Origin of the sequence: Sphingosinithalassobacter tenebrarum, assembly GCF_011057975.1 — a bacterium.
GTDB classification, from domain to species: domain Bacteria; phylum Pseudomonadota; class Alphaproteobacteria; order Sphingomonadales; family Sphingomonadaceae; genus Sphingomonas; species Sphingomonas tenebrarum.
Genome location: NZ_CP049109.1, coordinates 1,019,021 through 1,037,002 on the forward strand (window position 1 = coordinate 1,019,021; position 17,982 = coordinate 1,037,002).

Annotated in this window: 17 protein-coding genes; 8 read left to right on the forward strand and 9 right to left on the reverse strand. The window is 65.8% G+C overall.

The window, feature by feature from the left end; translation table 11 throughout:
* The first annotated feature begins 14 nt into the window (after positions 1-14).
* The 3 genes from G5C33_RS05150 to G5C33_RS05160 are packed head-to-tail and all read left to right on the forward strand — an operon-like array spanning position 15 to position 1,396.
* Complete coding sequence (locus tag G5C33_RS05150; protein WP_165326238.1) at positions 15-506, forward strand: F0F1 ATP synthase subunit B family protein; 492 nt, start codon at positions 15-17, stop codon at positions 504-506.
* Positions 499-1,101 carry a F0F1 ATP synthase subunit B family protein gene (locus tag G5C33_RS05155; protein ID WP_165326239.1) on the forward strand — a complete coding sequence of 201 codons (603 nt, stop codon included), beginning with the start codon at positions 499-501 and terminating at the stop codon, positions 1,099-1,101. Before G5C33_RS05150 ends, G5C33_RS05155 begins: the two co-directional genes overlap by 8 nt.
* A gap of 1 nt (position 1,102) precedes the next feature.
* A complete protein-coding gene (locus G5C33_RS05160; RefSeq protein ID WP_165326240.1) occupies positions 1,103-1,396 on the forward strand; it encodes a hypothetical protein in 294 nt (97 codons plus the stop codon).
* 52 nt (positions 1,397-1,448) lie between these two features.
* Here G5C33_RS05160 and G5C33_RS05165 read toward each other — a convergent pair whose 3' ends face one another.
* Positions 1,449-2,198 carry an SDR family NAD(P)-dependent oxidoreductase gene (locus G5C33_RS05165; RefSeq protein ID WP_165326241.1) on the reverse strand — a complete coding sequence of 250 codons (750 nt, stop codon included), beginning with the start codon at positions 2,196-2,198 and terminating at the stop codon, positions 1,449-1,451.
* Positions 2,199-2,365: 167 nt separating this feature from the next.
* Here G5C33_RS05165 and uvrC point away from each other — a divergent pair, with 167 nt between their 5' ends.
* Positions 2,366-4,282 (forward strand): excinuclease ABC subunit UvrC, encoded by a 1,917-nt coding sequence (gene uvrC, locus G5C33_RS05170; protein ID WP_165326242.1) that lies wholly within the window; start codon positions 2,366-2,368, stop codon positions 4,280-4,282.
* Positions 4,283-4,294: 12 nt separating this feature from the next.
* Here uvrC and G5C33_RS05175 read toward each other — a convergent pair whose 3' ends face one another.
* A complete protein-coding gene (locus G5C33_RS05175; protein WP_165326243.1) occupies positions 4,295-5,086 on the reverse strand; it encodes a hypothetical protein in 792 nt (263 codons plus the stop codon).
* A gap of 305 nt (positions 5,087-5,391) precedes the next feature.
* Between G5C33_RS05175 and G5C33_RS05180 the strand changes: the two genes are divergently transcribed.
* Entirely contained in the window at positions 5,392-8,184 is a 2,793-nt protein-coding gene (locus tag G5C33_RS05180) for a DUF3857 domain-containing protein (RefSeq protein ID WP_165326244.1), read from the forward strand.
* Positions 8,185-8,252: 68 nt separating this feature from the next.
* Complete coding sequence (alr, locus tag G5C33_RS05185; RefSeq protein WP_165326245.1) at positions 8,253-9,293, forward strand: alanine racemase; 1,041 nt, start codon at positions 8,253-8,255, stop codon at positions 9,291-9,293.
* A 30-nt stretch (positions 9,294-9,323) separates the two neighbouring features.
* On the opposite strand, the gene G5C33_RS05190 is transcribed toward alr, so the two are convergent.
* Together G5C33_RS05190 and G5C33_RS05195 are read right to left on the reverse strand one after the other, a co-directional pair.
* A complete protein-coding gene (locus G5C33_RS05190; RefSeq protein WP_165326246.1) occupies positions 9,324-10,496 on the reverse strand; it encodes an acetyl-CoA C-acetyltransferase in 1,173 nt (390 codons plus the stop codon).
* A 39-nt stretch (positions 10,497-10,535) separates the two neighbouring features.
* Positions 10,536-11,528 carry an alpha/beta fold hydrolase gene (locus tag G5C33_RS05195; protein ID WP_228275195.1) on the reverse strand — a complete coding sequence of 331 codons (993 nt, stop codon included), beginning with the start codon at positions 11,526-11,528 and terminating at the stop codon, positions 10,536-10,538.
* A gap of 87 nt (positions 11,529-11,615) precedes the next feature.
* Between G5C33_RS05195 and phaR the strand changes: the two genes are divergently transcribed.
* Positions 11,616-12,188, forward strand: a complete 573-nt coding sequence (gene phaR, locus G5C33_RS05200; protein WP_165326247.1) for a polyhydroxyalkanoate synthesis repressor PhaR — start codon at positions 11,616-11,618, stop codon at positions 12,186-12,188.
* Between the two features lie 39 nt (positions 12,189-12,227).
* On the opposite strand, the gene G5C33_RS05205 is transcribed toward phaR, so the two are convergent.
* A complete protein-coding gene (locus G5C33_RS05205; protein ID WP_165326248.1) occupies positions 12,228-13,046 on the reverse strand; it encodes a class I SAM-dependent methyltransferase in 819 nt (272 codons plus the stop codon).
* Positions 13,047-13,095: 49 nt separating this feature from the next.
* On the opposite strand from G5C33_RS05205, the gene G5C33_RS05210 reads away from it, so the two are divergent.
* Positions 13,096-13,284, forward strand: a complete 189-nt coding sequence (locus G5C33_RS05210) for a hypothetical protein (protein ID WP_165326249.1) — start codon at positions 13,096-13,098, stop codon at positions 13,282-13,284.
* A gap of 7 nt (positions 13,285-13,291) precedes the next feature.
* Here G5C33_RS05210 and G5C33_RS05215 read toward each other — a convergent pair whose 3' ends face one another.
* From G5C33_RS05215 to G5C33_RS05230, 4 genes are all read right to left on the reverse strand, one after another.
* Positions 13,292-14,452 (reverse strand): retropepsin-like aspartic protease, encoded by a 1,161-nt coding sequence (locus G5C33_RS05215; protein ID WP_165326250.1) that lies wholly within the window; start codon positions 14,450-14,452, stop codon positions 13,292-13,294.
* A 17-nt stretch (positions 14,453-14,469) separates the two neighbouring features.
* Entirely contained in the window at positions 14,470-16,017 is a 1,548-nt protein-coding gene (locus G5C33_RS05220; protein ID WP_165326251.1) for a CpaF family protein, read from the reverse strand.
* Between the two features lie 68 nt (positions 16,018-16,085).
* Positions 16,086-17,621, reverse strand: a complete 1,536-nt coding sequence (locus tag G5C33_RS05225; RefSeq protein ID WP_206518636.1) for a hypothetical protein — start codon at positions 17,619-17,621, stop codon at positions 16,086-16,088.
* An 84-nt stretch (positions 17,622-17,705) separates the two neighbouring features.
* A complete protein-coding gene (locus tag G5C33_RS05230) occupies positions 17,706-17,957 on the reverse strand; it encodes an ATP synthase F1 subunit epsilon (RefSeq protein WP_165326253.1) in 252 nt (83 codons plus the stop codon).
* Positions 17,958-17,982: the final 25 nt, after the last annotated feature.

The window sequence follows — 17,982 nt, forward strand, 5'->3', positions numbered from 1 at the left end:
AGCGGAGCGTTTTCATGCCGCAAATCGAGCAACTCGACGCGACTTTCGCCTCCCAGCTGTTCTGGCTGGTCCTTGTCTTTGGCCTGGTTTACCTGGTCGTCGGACGGGGCATGGTGCCGAAAGTGCAGGACACGATCGACCGGCGCGACGCGCAGGTGAAGGCGGACCTTTCGGCCGCCGAAACCGCGCGTGCCGAAGCCGACCGTGTCGAGGAACGCTGGCGGGCGGAAGAGAATGTCGCGCGGGAAACCGCGCAGAAGAAGCTGGCGGAGGCGCGTTCGACCGCCGCCGGCAATACCGAAGCGACGCTGGCCGAAGCCGGCAAGGGGATCGACGCACGGCTCGAAGCAGCCGAAGCCGAACTCGCCGAAGCCAGCAAGGCCGCGGCCGCCCAGGTCGAAACCATCGCCGCCGAGGCCGCGAGCGACATCGTACAGCGCCTGTCTGGCGTTTCGGTGGACGATGCGCAGGCCCGCGCGGCTGTAAAGGCTGTGCTCCATGACTGACACGACGGGTCACGGCGCCGCCCAGGGCGCCGACGTGTTCGACGCCGAAGGCATGCCGCCTTCGGGCGAGCAGCATAGTGGCACCGAAGTGGCGCATGCGTCGCCGACGGCACTGTGGCTCGACAGCACCGGCTGGGTGTCGCTGGCGATGCTGGTGCTCCTTCTGGTGGTGCTGTGGAAGCGTGTGCCCAAGCTGATTGCCGGCGCGCTCGACCATCAGATCGCTGCGATCCGCCTGCGTCTCGACGAAGCCAAGCAGCTGCGCGAAGAAGCCGAAGCGCTGCGTTCCGAATATGCGCGCAAGATCGCTTCGGTCGAAGTCGAAACCGCTGCGATGGTCGCGCATGCCGAGGAAGAGGCCAAGGCCGTGATCGCGCAGGCGGAAAAGGATGCCGCCGAACTGGTCGAGCGCCGCAAGCAGATGGCCGAGGACAAGATCGCCGCCGCCGAACGCGCCGCGATTGCCGATGTGCGCGCCAAGGCGGCCGATGCCGCCGCGCAGGCCGCCGCCGCTATCATCGCCGACAAACATGGTGTAGAAGCGGACAAGGCGTTGGTCGATCAGACCATCTCGGGCATGGGACGACTGAACTGACATGACTTCCTTCACTCCGCCGGAAATCGATCTTGGCGGAGTGGTGCAGGCGCTGATGGTCTGGGCGATCACACCGCAGGCCATCGTCATCGGTGCGCTGGTCGGCTTGTTGGGAAAGCGCTGGTATGACGCTTTCTGGGCTTTCCCGATTCTGATCGCCCATCAATTGATCAGCCAGCCGGCATTTCGCGAAACCCTGCTTTCCAATCCCGCCAATCTGCTGATCGGGCTGGCACCGCTTCCCTGGGCACTGATTATCCTGATCGTGAAGCAGGTGCGCGCACGTTCCCATTAGCCCGCGGCGGAAGGTTTCTCGGCGAGCTGTCCGACCGCGTTCGGCCGGAACGTCAGATCGCCGCCCAGCCGCCGTCCGAACTCAGCACCGCGCCGTTGATATTGGTCGCCGTTTCGCTTGCCAGCCAGACGATCTGTTCGGCGAGCACGTCCGGCGTGGTCGGCGGGGGCAGCATCGATTTGAGCAGCGGCCCCATGCGCTGCGCGGCGAGATGCGAGGCCATACCCCCTTCGATTCCCGTCGCCACCGGCCCCGGTGCGATCACATTGGCCCGGATGCCCTGCGGTCCATAGAAGACGGCGGTGTTGCGGGTGAGGCCGATCAGCGCGTGTTTCGACGCGGTATAGGCCGCGCCGGCCCGGCCGCCGTGGAGCGCGGCGGCCGACGCGACATTGACGATCGCGCCCTCGCCCGCATCGACCATACCGGGCAGCACCGCGCGCATCAGCCGCATCGGCGCGGTGACGTTGACGTCGAACACCTTTTGCCACAGCGCATCGTCCATCTCGCCGACGGGCAGGAATCGGTCCATGATCCCCGCGACATTGGCGAGAATGTCGACGCGCCCGCCCGCGGCCAGGCCCAGTTTCTCGATTGTAGCGGGGTCGGTGATGTCGCCCGCCACGGTGACATGGCCTTCGCCCAGTTCGTCGTTCAGCGATTCGAGGCGCGCGGGGTCGATATCGCTCGCGATCACGCGCGCTCCGGTTGCGGCAAAGGCAAGCGCGGTCGCGCGTCCGATGCCGGACCCTGCGCCGGTTACCAAAGCGGAACGCGCAGGCGTTTCGTTCGTCTCTGTCATCGCATTCTCTCCCCCGGATTTCATCCCGGCATAACATGGGCGGGAATTCGAGTCGGGATTGGGCGGGAGATTTCAGCGGGGCGATGTGCCGGCATTTGTGCCGGAGAGGCCCATCGCACGCAAAGCCGGTGGCGTATTGCACGCGCCGTGCCTAAATCGGCGGTCCGATGTCCGACCCCAATTCTCCCGACCGTTTCAACGAAAAGGCCGCGACCTATACGGTGCGCGGCAGCGACAAGCCCGATCTGGAGACGGGCGTGGCGGCGATCCGCAACGTCCTGAAAACGCTGCCCGCGCGGCCGGGCGTCTATCGCATGCAGGATGCGCGCGGCGACGTGCTGTACGTGGGCAAGGCGCGCGCGCTCAAAAACCGGGTGAACAACTACACGCAGGTAAGCCGCCTGTCGAAGCGGTTGCAGCGGATGGTGGCGCAGACGCGATCGATGACGATCGTCACGACCAACAGCGAGGCCGAGGCGCTGTTGCTCGAGGCGCAGCTGATCAAGCGATATCGCCCGCCCTACAACGTCTTGTTGCGCGACGACAAAAGCTTTCCCTTCATCCTGATCCGGCAGGACCATGACTATGCGCGGATCCAGCTTCATCGCGGCGCGCGGCGGATCAAGGGCAATTATTACGGGCCGTTCGCCGGGGCGGGGCAGGTGCGCAAGACGCTCAACGCGCTGCAGAAGCTGTTCCTGCTGCGCAGCTGCACCGACGGTTTCTTCAACACGCGTGACCGGCCGTGCCTGCTCTATCAAATCCGCCGCTGCTCGGCGCCGTGCGTTGGGCGGATCGATCAGGCGGGCTATGCCGAACTGGTGGGCGATGCGAAGGATTTCCTCGCAGGCAAATCGACCAAGGTGCAGGAAAAGCTCGGCCAGCAGATGCAGGCCGCGTCGGACGCGCTCGATTTCGAGCTCGCGGCGATTTTGCGCGACCGATTGAAGGCGCTGACCTTCATCCAGGGATCGCAGGCGATCAATGCCGAGGGCGTGGGCGATGCCGATATCTTCGCGATGGCGGCCAAGGAAGGGACGATCGGCATCCAGGCCTTCTTCATCCGCGGCGGGCAGAATTGGGGGCATCGCAGCTTCTTCCCCGCGCACACCGCCGACGTGCCCGAAGACGAAGTGCTCAGCCAGTTCCTGATGCAGTTTTACGAGGAAGTACCGCCGCCCAAATCGGTGCTGCTCGACCGCGATTTGCCCGAAGGCGCGTTGCTCGCCGAGGCGCTGGGCGAGCGCGCCGGGTTCAAGGTGGCGATCAGCCAGCCGCAGCGCGGATCGCGGCGTCGGCTGATCGAACAGGCGAGCCGCAATGCGGTCGAGGCGCTGGACCGGCGGCTCGCCGAAAGCACGACGCAGGCGAAACTGCTGCGCGAGGTCGCCGACCTGTTCGAATTGCCCGAGCCGCCCGACCGGATCGAAGTCTATGACAACAGCCATATTCAGGGGACCAACGCCCTCGGCGCGATGATCGTCGCCGGGCCGGAGGGGTTCCGCAAAGGGCAGTATCGCAAGTTCAATATCAAGAAAGCGAGCACCGACGACGATTTCGCGATGATGCGCGAAGTGTTCGAGCGCCGCTTCAGCCGCGCGCAGGCCGAGGACCCCGATCGCGAAAAGGGAGACTGGCCTGATCTGGTGCTGGTCGATGGCGGCCGCGGGCAGTTGAATGCCGTGCTGGGCGTGCTCGAGGATCTGGGGATCGAGGACGTGCCGGTGGTCGGCGTCGCCAAGGGGCCGCATCATGGTCGCGAGGGGCGCGAGATATTCCATATGCCCGACGGGCGTGAACTGACGCTGCCGGTAAATGCGCCGGTGCTGTTCTATCTCCAGCGGCTACGCGATGAAGTGCACCGCTTCGTCATCGGCGCGCATCGCGACAAGCGGACCAAGGCAATCGCCAAGTCGCCGCTGGACGATATTCCCGGCATCGGCCCGGCGCGAAAGAAGGCGCTGCTGATGCATTTCGGCACGGCCAAGGCGGTTCGTGCGGCGAGCCTCGACGATCTCCGGCGCGCGCCCGGCGTCAGCAAGGCGATGGCGCAGAGCATCCATGACTATTTTCACGCGGGGTGACGGCGTGCGGGCTCAGTCGTCCTCTTCGGGGATGAGCGTTTCGACATTCATTGCCGCCAGTGCCCATTCGTGGACCGCTTCGGCGATATAGACGCGGAACTGGCTGGGATCGACGCGCACTTCGGTCGCCCTGCCCAGACAGCCTTCCGAATAGCCGAGCAGATAGCCTCGTAATCGTGCCTCGGTGTCGGACCCCGGTTCCGCGCGGATGAGCTGGAGCGCCCGCTCCGGGTGGAGCTGGACGAGGCACGCGGCGACATCGAAGAACTCGCGCCCGGTTCCCGAGCGCGAGGCATTGCGTTCGCTCTGCCGCGCGAGGAAGCGCGCCGCGACATGCCGGTTGCGCGTATCAACCGAGGTCAGCACCAGATCGCCGGCATAGGTTTCGAGGATCTCCTCCACCAATGCTCCGAAATCGTAAAAGGCGTGGCACACCTTCTCGTGCGGCAGGTCGCCGTAATAGACCGGGTTGCACACGCCGTAATAGGGCGGGCTGGCCATCAGCTGCGTCGGCAACCCGGAAACGCATCCGGTGTTGCGCCGGATGATCCGGTCGAGCGCAATTGCCCGCGGGCGGCTTTCGGGCAGCGCCCGCATCATTTCGCGCAAGGTGGCGGTATCGACTCTGCGCAGGCACCGGACGAAACGCTGCGCGTCGCCCGCAACGCTTCGCGAAACCCGGGCCCGCCTGCCGTCGCCATTCTCGATATCGACCGGCGGATCGCCCGCCGGGAGGCCCAGCACGCGTATTTCCTCGGATTCCGAAGTCGCGTCACTGTCCTGCGCCCGGGATTCCGGGACCATAAACGACATGCACAGGACCAGTGCCGAAAGTGCCAGCAAGGATCGGCTCGCGTGCATATTTCCCCCTTTGTGCCGTACAGGCATCCGCACGAACTGGCAGGCTATCGCGCGGACCTTGCTCTCCGATGAACAGCGGTGAGGGGCCGGGTGGAATCCCGCCATATTTCATTGCCTTGCCGACATGTTCTCGGAAATTTGCGATATCCCGAACGCCCGGGCGAAAATTCTTGGTACGGGACGCATGCAAACCTTGCGTATTGGCAGGTGCAAGCTAGCCTCGAATGGCTATTCTGGGGAGTTCCTTGATGTTCCGGGCGTTGATCGCGGCTTTTGCCCTTGTCTGCATGGCGGGAGTCGCGCGCGCCGACGACACGCCCAAATATGCGCCCGCGCCGGACTGGGTCGATACGGCCAGCGTACCGGAAGATGCGGCGACTGCGTCCAGCCCCTATGTCATTCTCGATCAGCAGCAACGGATCGATGGCGACAGGCTCTGGTCCTATGCCGACACTGCCCTGCGGATCACATCGACGCAGATGGCGACGGAATTCGGCACGATCAATCTGACATGGCAGCCCGAAAAGGGCGACATCATCATCCATCGCGTCGCGATCCTGCGCGATGGCGAAACAATCGATGTCCTGGCCGGGGAAGCCGAATTCTCCGTGCTGCAGCGCGAACAGCAGCTCGAACAGGCCTTCATCACCGGAACGCTCACCGCGACGCTTGCGGTCGAGGGTCTGCGTGTCGGCGACATATTGCGCTTCACCTATTCGGTGACGCAGGCGGACGATGCGCTGGGCGGCAATGTCCAGTCGCTGGCGCCGGTGATGCGTTCGCCGATGAAAGTCGGTTTCGGGCGCATCCGGTTGCTCTGGCCCACAGGGCAGGACGTGCACTGGAAATCGCATGTCGAGGGACTCGACGTCACCGAAAGCGACAGCGGCGGATACCATGAAGTCCATATCGCGCTGCCGGCCCCCGAGGAGCCCGATCTGCCCGGTGACGCGCCTGCGCGCTACCGGGAGCTGCCGCTTGTGGAGATTTCGAGCTTTGACGGCTGGCGCGACGTGTCGGCGGCGATGACTCCGCTCTACCGCACCGAGGGGCTGATTGCTCCGGGCAGCCCGCTCGCGCAGGAAGTCGCGAAAATCGCGTCGGCGACCAGCGACCCGCGCGAGCGGGCGGCGCGGGCGCTGATGCTGGTGCAAAGCGAGATCCGCTATCTGTTTCAGGGGATGAACGGCGGCAATTATGTGCCGCAGACGCCGGCGGAAACCTGGGAACGCCGCTATGGCGATTGCAAGGCCAAGACGCTGCTGCTGCTTGCGATCCTGCATGAGCTGGGCATCGAAGCCGATCCCGCGATGATGAGCCTCACCGCAGATGCCTTCGTGCCGCAGCGGTTGCCGATGGCCGGGGCGTTCGATCATGTGCTGGTGCGCGCGGATATCGACGGCGAGACTTACTGGCTCGACGGGACCCGTTCGGGCGCCACGCTCGCGGATATCGGCAATCGGCCGCAGTCGCGGCATGCCTTGCCGATGGTGGAAGCCGGCGCGTCGCTGGAGGAAATCGCGCGGCGTCCGCATGCGCAGCCCGATACGGTGACGCAGCTGGAAATCGATTCGCGCGCCGGTATCCGCCTGCCGTCGCTGTACAGCATCAGCACCGAGATCCGCGGCGACCTGGTCGACATGCTGCGTACGGCCAGCGCCACTGCCTCGCCCGAACAGATTGAAGGCTTCATCAAGTCGATCTTCAGCGATTTGCTGGGCCAGAATTACTATTATCTCGATGGCGAGATCAGCATTTCGGAGGAAACGGGTACCGCCACGGTACAGTCGCGCGGCATTTACTGGGCCAACTGGGATGAAGAGAACGGGCGGCACAAGCTGGCCATCGATCCCACGCTGCCGGACCTTACCTTCACACCGAATCGCGCTCGGCGCGAATGGCGGGATATCCCCGTGATGGCCGGCGAATATTCCGACGAGCGCGTAGTGACGCGCTATCGCCTGCCCGAAGGCGATTTCACGATTGAAGGCGCGCGCGAATTGCCCGCGACGCTTGCCGGGCGCGCATTCACGCGCTCGGTGACGCAGACCGGCGCTGTCGTGACCGTCGACGATCGCGAGGTGACCGGGCTCGGCGAAGTGGCCGCGGCAGACATTCCCGCGACGCGGCGGGACGTGGCGCGGATCAAGGCGCAGGCGCTTCGCCTGATCGCGCCCGCCGATCTGCCGGCCTATGCCGACGAAGTGATCGCCGCGCGCGAGGCGGGTCTGCTCGACCCGCTCGAAGAGGCCTTTTTCGAGCTTTCGAACAAGCCGGACGACGGCAATGCCTCCGGCTATCTGGCAAGCGCCTATTATCACCGGAGCACGTTCAATTTCGACGCGGCGTTGCAGGATTACACCGCGGCGCTGGATGTCGTGCCGAGCGCGGCCACCTATTTGCTCCGGTCCAGCGTGTATCAGCTTACGGGCGACTATGATTCCGCGCTGGAGGATGCGCGCGAGGCGATGCTGCTCGATCCGTCGATGCTGCCCGCGGTGCAGTCGGTCATCCGCTTGCTGTCGCGCACCGGCAATAGCGAGGAAGCGCTGGCGCTGGCCGAGGAACAGATCGCGCTGGGCGACAGCAATCGCGGCATGTTTGTCGAGGCCAAGGCCGACGTGCTCGCCGATGCGGGGCGCGTCGATGAGGCGATCGCGCTGATGGATGCCGAAGTGGCCGAACGACCCAACGACGCGCAGCTGCTCAATGCCCGTTGCTGGCTGAAGGGGACGCGCGACGCGCAGCTCGAATCGGCGCTCGCCGATTGCCAGCGCGCGATCGAACTGGCGGAAAGCCCCTGGGCGATCATCGACAGCCGGGCGATGGTCTATTTCCGCATGGGCGAACTCGAAAAGGCGCTCGCCGATTTCGATGCCGCGCTGGAAATGGCGCCTGGCCTGCCCAACAGCCTGTTCATGCGCGGCATCATTCGCAAGCGGCTGGGCGACAGCGAGGGCAGCCGTTCCGACCTGGAGCGGGCACGTTTCCTCGCTCCCGGCATCGAGGCGGACTATGCGCGATACGGGATCGCGCCCTGAACGCGGCATTCGCGCAAACGGCAGACGGCGGCTTGTCCGGCGCGCAAGGGCGCAATAGGGGCTGGGCGGTGACACGCCCTGCTGCTCCGCTCCGCCTGTCCCTCGACGGGGATGCATTGGTCCATAACTGGCGCGCGCTCGCCGCGATGAGCGGCGATGCCGCGTGCGGCGCGGCGGTGAAGGCCGATGGCTATGGCCTGGGCGCGCGCGACGTGGTGCGGCGGCTGGCGCAGGCGGGGTGCCGCGACTTCTTCGTCGCGACCTGGGCCGAAGCGGCGGCGCTTGCCGATCTGGAACCGGCGTCGCTGGCGGTGCTGCACGGTGTGCGCGACGAGGACATGGCGTTCGCACTCGCTTCGCCGGCGCGGCCGGTGCTGGCCAGCGCGGCGCAGGTGGCGCGCTGGCGCGACGCGGGCGGCGGGGCGTGCGACGTGATGGTCGATACCGGCATGAACCGGCTCGGCGTATCCGCCGACGATATCATTGCGGGCCTGCTCGACGGGCTGACGATCGACACGCTGATGAGCCATTTGGCCTGTGCCGACGAGAGCGTGCCGATGAATGCGCGCCAGCGCGACGCGTTCGCCGGACTGGCGGGGCGCACGTCCGCGCGGCGGCTGAGCCTGGCCAATTCGGCGGGCATCGCGCTGGGGGCGGACTATCATTTCGATCTCACCCGACCCGGCATCGCGCTCTATGGCGGGGCGCAATGCGCCGCCCATGCCGAACGCATCCGGCAAGTCGTCTTTCCGCAAGCGCAGATATTGCAGCGTCGGCGCGTGCCCACCGGCGAAACGGTCGGCTACAACGCCACCTGGACGGCGCCCGCCGATACGCAGGTGGCGATCCTGAACATCGGCTATGCCGACGGTTATCTGCGCAGCTTTTCTGGGAAGGGCCGCGCGCATTCGGGCGACCGGGCGCTGCCGGTGCTGGGGCGCGTTTCGATGGACCTGCTCGCCGTCGGTGTCGATGCCGCGCCGGAACTGGCCGAAGGCGACTGGATCGGCATCGATTATGCGCTGCCCGAAACGGCGGCGCTAAGTGGCCTTTCGCAATATGAGCTGCTGACGGGGCTGGGCCAGCGGTTCGCCCGGGTCTGGAAGTAGCTTCTTCCGCGACCCGGGCAGGCAATCAGCTTACCGCTCGACGCACATGGTGATGCCCATGCCGCCGCCGATGCACAGCGTGGCGAGGCCCTTTTTCGCGTCGCGCTTCTGCATTTCGTAGAGCAGCGTGATCAGTACGCGCGCGCCGCTTGCGCCGATCGGGTGGCCGATCGCGATCGCGCCGCCGTTGACGTTTACCTTGTCCGCGTCCCAGCCGAGTTCCTTGCCGACCGACAGCGCCTGCGCGGCGAACGCCTCGTTCGCTTCGATCAGGTCGAGATCGCCGATCGACCAGCCTGCCTTCTCCAGCGCGCGCTTGGTGGCGGGGACCGGGCCGATGCCCATGATGGACGGGTCGACGCCCGCGCTCGCCCAGCTGGCGATGCGCGCGAGCGGGGTGATGCCGCGCCGGGCGGCTTCATCGGCGGTCATGATGACAAGCGCGGCGGCGCCGTCGTTGATGCCGCTGGCATTGCCGGCCGTTACCGTGCCGTCCTTCTTGAAGGCGGGGCGCAGGCCCGACAGGCCTTCGACGGTCGCGCCGGCGCGGATATATTCGTCGTCGGAGACGATCGTGTCGCTCTTGCGACCCTTTACGGTCACCGGGACGATCTCATCCTTGAACCTGCCTTCGGCGCGCGCCTTTTCGGCGAGATTTTGCGAGCGGACGGCGAAGGCGTCCTGATCCGCGCGGCTGACCTGGCACTGTTCGGCGAGATTCTCGGCCGTGACGCCCATATGATAGCCGTTGAAAACATCGGTCAGGCCGTCCTTGATCATCGTGTCGATCAGCGTGGCATCGCCCATCTTGATGCCCGGGCGCAGCAGCTGCGCATGCGGGCTCATCGACATATTCTCCTGGCCGCCCGCGACGACGATCTTCGCGTCGCCCGTCGCCACTGCCTGCCATGCGAGCGCCACCGAGCGCAGCCCGGATCCGCAGACCTGATTGACGCCCCAGGCGGGGATTTCTTTCGGCACGCCAGCGGCGATGGACGCCTGGCGCGCGGGGTTCTGGCCCTGCGCGGCGGTGAGCACCTGGCCGAGAATGACTTCGGACACTTCCTCGCCTGCAACGCCCGCCTGGGCAAGTGCGGCTTCGATCGCGACGCGGCCCAGTTCGTGCGCGGGCGTGTTCGCGAACGCGCCGAGGAAGCTGCCGACCGGCGTGCGTTTTGCGGCGGCGATGACGATATCTGGCATGATGGCTCCTGCGGATGGATGGTCTGTTTTTTGTCGCGCCTATCTAGGTTCGCGATGCGCCCTTAGCCAGTCGGCAAGCGGCTCCCAGAGCTGCTGACGCCCGCGTCCGCCGGTGATCATGCCGACATGCCCCGCGGAAAGGATGCGCGAATCGGCGAGGCCTGCCGCCGTGGCGGCCGGCACGATACGATCGTTCGCCGAGACGAATTCGACGGCGGGGCAGGACAGCGCCTCGGGGCCGGCGGACGTAGCTTCGATCCGCCAGCGACCGCTGCCGGGCAGATCGGCGCTGAGGAAATCGTCGAAAAGCTGTCGCCCCACGGCATAGGTGAGGGGGGCGCCCTTGTTCGCCCAATCCTCGAGCGCAACGAAGGCATTTGCCTCCGCGCTGCCGCGCGGCAGCGCCGAGAACCGTTCATATTTGGCCACAGTGCGGCCGGGATCGAGCTGCCAGAAGCCGGCCTGAAGTACTTCGATCGGGACGAGGCCGAGTGCCTCGCAGCTTGGATGCGCCTGTTGCCAGATCGGGTCCATCGTCGCGAGCGCGTCGCCATAGCCGGCGAACCGCCAGGGCGCGGCGATCATTGCCAGCCCGGCCACCTGGGTCGCGCTCGCCGCCGCCATCGCCATCGTCCCGCCGAGGCAATAGCCCGCAAGCAATGGCGGGCGGGGCAGCGCACGGATCAGCGGCAGCAGCATCTGCTCGACATGCGCCGTGATGTCCTGATCGCGCTCCTCGGGCGTGGGACTGCCCCAGTCGACCAGCATCGGTCGCACGCCCTGCCGCGCGAGCCAGCGCATCAGCGAATTGCCGCGCGCCAGATCGAGCACCCAGGGCGGGTTGATCAGCGAAGGAACGACGACCAGCGGCCGTCCCCAGCCGCCATAGTCGCGCAGCACCGCGCGACCCGCGCGCGCGAAAACGGGCGTTTCGGGGCGCGGCGCGGCGCGGCGTGCCTGTTGATAGGCACGCAGGCCAGCCAGCGCGCGTGCGCGGCGCTCGGGCGATGTTGCGGTTTCGCTGCGCAGCATGGCCAAAAACAGAGGCAGGGGCCGCGGCACTTGTTGCGTTGCATCATCCGGTGTTACAGGAGAATCAGACAAGTGAGAGGGTGCTCCATGAAGAAGAGTGGCGAAACCAACGGCCCGGTCATCATCAAGAAATATGCTAATCGGCGCCTCTACAACACCGAGACTTCGTCCTATATCACTCTCGAACACCTCGCCGCGATGACGCGCGAGGGACGCGACTTCAAGGTGATCGACGCGAAATCCGAGGACGACATTACTCATAATGTCCTGACCCAGATCATCATGGAAGAGGAAGCGCGGGGACAGACCCTGCTGCCGGTCAGTTTCCTGCGTCAGCTGATCGCGCTTTACGGCGACAGCATGCAGGCGCTGGTGCCCGGCTATCTCGAAGCGTCGATGGAAAGCTTCCGCCGCAATCAGCAGCAGTTCAAGACCGCTGTCGAAGGCGCCTTCGCCAATTCGCCCTTCGCCGAACTCGCCAAGCAGAATATGGCGATGTTCGAAGCGGCGACTGCCGCGTTCAAGCCGGATGCGACGCAGCCGGGCGCCGCAGCCCACGGGGCGACCGACGAATCGGCCGCTGCCAAGGATGATGAGATCGCGGCACTGCGTTCGGAGCTGACCCGGCTTCAGGACAAGGTCGAAAAACTCGGCAAATAGTTCTGCGGGGAACGGGGCGCGTGCGACGCCCCGCCGGTCTCAATCCGGCTTACGGAACTTCAGTGTCATCCGGTCGCTCTCGCCGATCGCCAGATAGCGTTGGCGATCCGCGTCGCCTTTGGCGAGCGTCGGCGGCAGCGTCCAGACGCCGCGTTCCCAATCCGCGCTGTCGGCCGGATTGGCGTTTACTTCCGACGCGCCGACATATTCGAATCCCGCCCCTTCGGCGAGCGCCCGGACCGTCGATACCTTGATATAGCCGCTCGATTCCTCGCGCGCGGCGTCGGCATCTTCGGGCAGACGATGATCGACCACGCCCAGCATCCCGCCGGGCCGCAGCATCGCGAACATCTGGGCAAAGGCCTCGGGCGAATAATCGGCGCCGTCCCGCTGATAGCCCATGCGCCAGTTATGCACGTTGCGGAACGTCAGCACGACATCGGCGCTCCCGTCCGGCACCCGCGCATCGCCTTCCCCGGCCGGGAAGATGGCGGTTTGCAGGCTGCCATAGGTTTCGGGATGCGTTTCCTGCAGGCTGTGGATGCCGCTGAACCCGCGATCGCCCGGCGCAGTGACCCAGAGCTGCCCCTGTTCGGACAGATAGGGCGCTAGGATTTCAGTATACCAGCCGCCGCCGGGCCATATCTCGACAACTGTGTCATCGGCACCGACTCCGAAGAAATTGAGCGTTTCGACAGGATGGCGATAGCGGTCGCGCGCGATGCGGTCCGGCGTGCGCGTCGGTGCTTCGACGGCGGCCCGGATCGAGTCGCGCTGCGTGGCCGGAGCTCCGGTCGCCACGGAGGCGACCGCAACGGCGGTGGTGGCAATGGCTGCTGCAATCATTATCTGGCGCATGAAGTTTCCCCGCGGGTGACCACCGCTATTTGTGAGTCGAATCGTCGCGATGCAAGAACGCCTGTGGACCGGAGCCGTTGCAGCAATATTGCTGGCGATTTTCAGCGGCGTCGCCGATCATCGCAGGCAGCGGCGCAGGGACCCGGATCGGGTGGGACTGATTCCCTGGACGTCGATCCAGTTCGTGGCGCTGATGGTCGCGGTGATCCTCGGCGGTCTGGCGCTCGACCTGTTTTAGGCGCGCGCTAGTAGAATTCGCGCAGTTCGAGCACCCGTTCGCTGCCGTCGCACATCGTGATCCGTACCGTTCGGCCGGGCAAGCCGACTGTCCAGCCGACAAGCCCCTGCGCCGAAACGCCGTCGCGCACTGCGATGCCGTCGGCCGCGCAGATGCGTTCGCCGACGCTCCAGCCGGCGCGTGCCGCGGGCGAGTGGCGCATGACGTGCAGCACGCGCAGTTCCCCGTCCCGATAGGCAAGCAGCAGCCCGCTGGTCGAGCGTATCGGCGGTGCTCCGGCCCGTGTCCCGGAAGCAAGCACCATCCGGCCGGCCTTTGGATCGAGCAGCACGCGATAGCCGAGCAGAAAGCCCGAGCCGACCCGACCCGCCGCGCCGACGCGCATTGAAAAGCCCCGTGCATCCTCGACTCGCACTTCGACTGCGCGCGCCGTCACATCGGCAATTTCGATTTCGGGGACGATGGCGACATCGGTCTCGATCGCGCCGCCCAGGCCGAAGGCGATGGTGCTGGTCATGGCCAGCGGCGCGTAGCGGCTCGCTTCCCAGATCGGGCGCGCGAGCGTGATTGCCGCGCCGTCGCCGGTATCGACGATCAGCGGACGCAACGGCGTGTCGCCGAGCCGTCCGCGGGTCATGTAGCTGCGGCTTGCCGGTGCGAGACGCAGCGTCGCGCTTTCGCCGCGAAAGGGCAGCCGTCCGCTGGGCAGGATGCGAAATCGGCGCGCGTCATAGTCGATGTCGAGCGCACAGCAGGAAAGGATGTCGCTGCCGATCAGCAGGTCGCTGCCGCCCCCGGGCCCGTCGAGCGGGGCGATGCCGATCCGTCCGCCGCTGCGGGTGAGGCCGCCGATCCGCAGGTCCGGGCTGGCAGCCCAGTACAGCGATATGTCGCCGCCGATCGCGGTCGCGCGCGCCGCCACCGCCCCCCGCAGCCCCGCTTGGTCCGCGAGACTTTCGGAAACGAGCGAATCGCTCAATCCCGTATCGAGCAGCGCGGATACCGCGCGACCGGCGAAATGCATGGTGAAGCGGATCTGATTATGCTCGGTCAGCTCGAACGCCACCCATTGCGCTTCGCTGTCAGGCGCCAGGCGGATTTCCTGCGGGGCTGCGGTGAGCGGTGCAAAGGGGATCAGGCACAGCAGCAGGGCAAGGCAGCAGCGCACAGGAATCGCGCGGAATCCTACAGACAGGCTTCGAGCAGGGCCTGATCGAAGCCGAACTGCTTGGCCTTGTCGAGCGTATAGGGGCGCAGGCCCATCGAGCGATATTCGCCGATAATCTTCCCATCGGCGCTTTCGTCGAGATATTCGAACTTGAACAGCTCCTGCGTCACGATGACGGGGCCTTCCATGCCGATGACTTCAGTGACGTTGGTGACGCGGCGGCTGCCGTCGCGCAGGCGCTTCACCTGGATGATCAGATCCACCGAATCGGCGATCTGCCGCGAAATTGCTTCCTTGGGCACCTTGATGTCCGACATCATCACCATGTTCTCCATACGCGCCAGGCATTCGCGCGGGGAGTTGGAGTGAAGCGTGGCCATCGAGCCGTCATGGCCGGTGTTCATCGCGGCGAGCAGATCGAAACACTCGCTGCCACGAATTTCGCCGAGGATGATGCGATCCGGGCGCATACGCAGCGCGTTCTTGACGAGATCGCGGATGGTGATTTCGCCCTGGCCCTCGAGGTTCGCGGGGCGCGTTTCGAGCGGCAGCCAGTGCGGCTGCTGCAGCCGGAGTTCGGCCGCGTCCTCGATCGTCAGCACGCGCTCGCCCGGGTCGATCAGCTTCGACAGGGCGTTGAGCATCGTCGTCTTACCCGAACCGGTGCCGCCCGAAATGACGATGTTGAAGCGGCAGGCGCCGGCGATCTTGAGCATCGTCGCCATTTTCTGGCTCATCGATCCGCCCTGCGCCATCATGTCGAGCGTGATCGGCTTGGCCGAGAATTTACGAATCGAGATGGCGGTGCCGCGAAGCGACAGTGGCGGGACGATCACGTTGACACGCGAACCGTCCTTTAGGCGGGCGTCGGCGAGCGGCGTGGTCTGGTCGACGCGGCGGCCGACCGAATTGCAGATGCGCTGCGCGATCTGGAACAGATGCTCCTCGTCGCGAAACTGGATGTTGGCGAGTTCGAGCTTGCCCTTTCGCTCGACATAGGTCTGTTCGGGGCCGTTGACCATGATGTCGCTGATCGCCGAATCGGCGAGCAGTTCCTCAAGCGGACCGAGGCCGAGCAGTTCGTCGACGAGCACCTTCTCGAGCGCGAATTGTTCGCGGCGATTGAGCGTCAGTTTGAGTTCGGCCAGCACTTCGCCGATGATCGGGCGGAATTCCTCGGCAAGCTCGTCCTTGCTCAGAGTCGCGGCGGCTTCGGGATCTACGCGTTCGAGCAGCCGCGGCAGCACCTGTTCCTTGATCCGGTGGATCGAGGCTTCGAAGCCTTCCGAACGCGAACTGCCCTGTTCGCCCGGTCCCGCCTGGCGATCGGCCAGCCGCTGCATCGCATCGCTGCTCGCCTGCGAGGGCGCGGATTCGGGGGAAGTCGGAGTCTCGGGCTGATCGGCGCCGGGCAGCGGAACGCTGTTTACCGATGGAAATTGCTCCCCACCCGGTTCGTGGGCCGGGCGCGACGGACCGCCGCCCTGCATCGGACGCGCGACGCCGAAGCCTCCACGACCCGAGCCGCTGCCTCCCAATCCGCTGCGTCGTCCGAAAGCGCTCATTCAATGCCCTGCTTCAGCCGGAAATTTGCCGGTATGCGAATGGGTAGATGCCAAGTTTTTACAATTAGCTAATCGTCCGTTGATCTTTGCCGATCCTCGGCCGCGTACTGCGCCGCGAGCGGGTTTGGCCAGGGGCCCGACCAGCAGCGATCGGGGTGCGACTGCGCGATGATCGCAGGCTCCCGCGGCGCGATGGCATCGGGGACGCGCGCGAGCGGCGCGACATAAGTGGCAAAGCCGCCCGGGACGACCGCCATATAGTTGCACAGGCTCTCGGGCTGGGGTGGATAGCGCAGCGCGCGCGCGATTTCGAACGCGGGAGTGGCAAGTCCGATCAGGAGCGCGCCGATCAGCACGCCTTTCCACAGCCGCCGGCCCGTTTCGACGGGGGCGTTCAGCGCATCGGCTACGGCGACGGACAAAATCGCGAGCGCGGGCGGGGATGCGCGCATAACGAAATCGCTCGATACGCCGACCTGGATCAACGGGAAGATCAGCAGCACGCCGGCGGTTATCGCAAGCGTGACTCCGCCGAACCGGCCGTGCCGCCCGATCATCACGAGCGCAAGCAGCCAGGGGCCGACCTCGAGCGCTTCGAAGGCGAGATATTGCGAGAGTGTAAGCGAGGCTTCGCCCATGCCCACCGTGTCGCTCGCGGCGGCGAGGTAGAGGAGGCCCGGCAGCGCGATCAGCGTGGTCGCGGCGGGGGCGGCGATATCGGCAAGCCGCAGTTCGCGCCGCCGCAGCGTTTCTATTCCCGCATGCGCGGCGAAGGGCAGCAATCCCATCACCGTCAGCGGCGACCAGAGCGCGAGCAGCGGAAGCGGCATGAGAAAGGTCGCCAGCCGGCATTTTTCGGTTCGCCAGAACAAATAGAGCAGAGCGCCCGTCCAGGCGGCGAGGGCGTGCTGCGGTCCGGTGAAGACCTGTGTCACCGGAGCGAGGAAGATCGCGACGTTCCAGCGATCCGAGGTGTAGCTGAGCGGCTGCCCCGCCAACAGCTGCCCGATCAGGTCGAGCCCGCTGAACCCGATGACGACGAGCAAAGCGATTGCCCTGGCACGGGGCGTGGTGAACAGGCTGGCGCCCAGCGCAAGGACCAGGCCGAGCAGCGCTGCATTCTGAAAGAGCAACGCCAGTTCCGCCGCGCGCGTGCCGAAGATCTGCCCGACCGCACCGGGAACCAGATACATGCCGAGCGGCGCGCGCAGCAGCATCGGTCCGTCGGCCGAATCATAGGCGAAGGGCCAGGGAGTGGCGGCGAGATCGCGCAGTACCGCTCCGCGCACTTGCCAGTCGGCATGGGCATAGAAGAACCGCCCTTCGCCGCCGAGCACCAGCACGAGCAGTGCCACGGCGAAGCCGGTCGCAAGTGTGCGCGGCGCGATCGTCACGTCGGCAAGCCGCGCGTCGCGGCGGAACAAGGCGGCCATCGCAACCAGCGCGCCAAGCGCCGCGAGGCAGCCCCAGAGCGGCATCAGATCGAGAAAGCGCCAGAGAAGGATCTGGCTGGTCCCGATCAGCAGCAGCAGCGCCGCCAGCAGGCCCGATGCCGGCAGATGCGGCCGCGTTGCGCCGCGCGGTCGTGACAGAGCAGAAAACAATTCGGCGGACCTCATGGCCCGCCGATAGCGTGTCAGTACTGAAGAAAGTGATTACAGGCGAGTAACCATTGCCTGCGCCGCGGATCAGTCGATCTCTTCGGCGAGGACCGTCAGGCCCTTTTCGTTCACTTCGGCAAAGCCGCCGCGAATGGTGAGCGTTTCGGGCTCGCCCTTATCGGTCCTGTACACGGCGATGCTGCCGTCGCGGATCGTCGACATGAACGGCGCATGGCCTTCGAGCACGCCGAAATCGCCGTCGACGCCGGGAACGACGACCATATGGACTTCTTCCGAGCGAACGAGCTTTTCGGGCGTGACGAGTTCGAAGTGCAGCATTTCAAATCTCCCCCCTCCCGCTTGC

Excerpts from the sequence above, each read along its gene's own strand:
- G5C33_RS05220 (WP_165326251.1), bottom strand. The coding sequence starts at position 16,017 with ATGAGCGCTTTCGGACGACGCAGCGGATTGGGAGGCAGCGGCTCGGGT.
- G5C33_RS05230 (WP_165326253.1), bottom strand. The coding sequence starts at position 17,957 with ATGCTGCACTTCGAACTCGTCACGCCCGAAAAGCTCGTTCGCTCGGAA.
- G5C33_RS05175 (WP_165326243.1), bottom strand. The coding sequence starts at position 5,086 with ATGGTCCCGGAATCCCGGGCGCAGGACAGTGACGCGACTTCGGAATCC.
- G5C33_RS05155 (WP_165326239.1), top strand. The coding sequence starts at position 499 with ATGACTGACACGACGGGTCACGGCGCCGCCCAGGGCGCCGACGTGTTC.
- G5C33_RS05190 (WP_165326246.1), bottom strand. The coding sequence starts at position 10,496 with ATGCCAGATATCGTCATCGCCGCCGCAAAACGCACGCCGGTCGGCAGC.
- G5C33_RS05165 (WP_165326241.1), bottom strand. The coding sequence starts at position 2,198 with ATGACAGAGACGAACGAAACGCCTGCGCGTTCCGCTTTGGTAACCGGC.
- G5C33_RS05160 (WP_165326240.1), top strand. The coding sequence starts at position 1,103 with ATGACTTCCTTCACTCCGCCGGAAATCGATCTTGGCGGAGTGGTGCAG.
- G5C33_RS05210 (WP_165326249.1), top strand. The coding sequence starts at position 13,096 with ATGCAAGAACGCCTGTGGACCGGAGCCGTTGCAGCAATATTGCTGGCG.
- G5C33_RS05150 (WP_165326238.1), top strand. The coding sequence starts at position 15 with ATGCCGCAAATCGAGCAACTCGACGCGACTTTCGCCTCCCAGCTGTTC.
- G5C33_RS05180 (WP_165326244.1), top strand. The coding sequence starts at position 5,392 with ATGTTCCGGGCGTTGATCGCGGCTTTTGCCCTTGTCTGCATGGCGGGA.
- G5C33_RS05205 (WP_165326248.1), bottom strand. The coding sequence starts at position 13,046 with ATGCGCCAGATAATGATTGCAGCAGCCATTGCCACCACCGCCGTTGCG.
- G5C33_RS05195 (WP_228275195.1), bottom strand. The coding sequence starts at position 11,528 with ATGCTGCGCAGCGAAACCGCAACATCGCCCGAGCGCCGCGCACGCGCG.
- uvrC (WP_165326242.1), top strand. The coding sequence starts at position 2,366 with ATGTCCGACCCCAATTCTCCCGACCGTTTCAACGAAAAGGCCGCGACC.
- phaR (WP_165326247.1), top strand. The coding sequence starts at position 11,616 with ATGAAGAAGAGTGGCGAAACCAACGGCCCGGTCATCATCAAGAAATAT.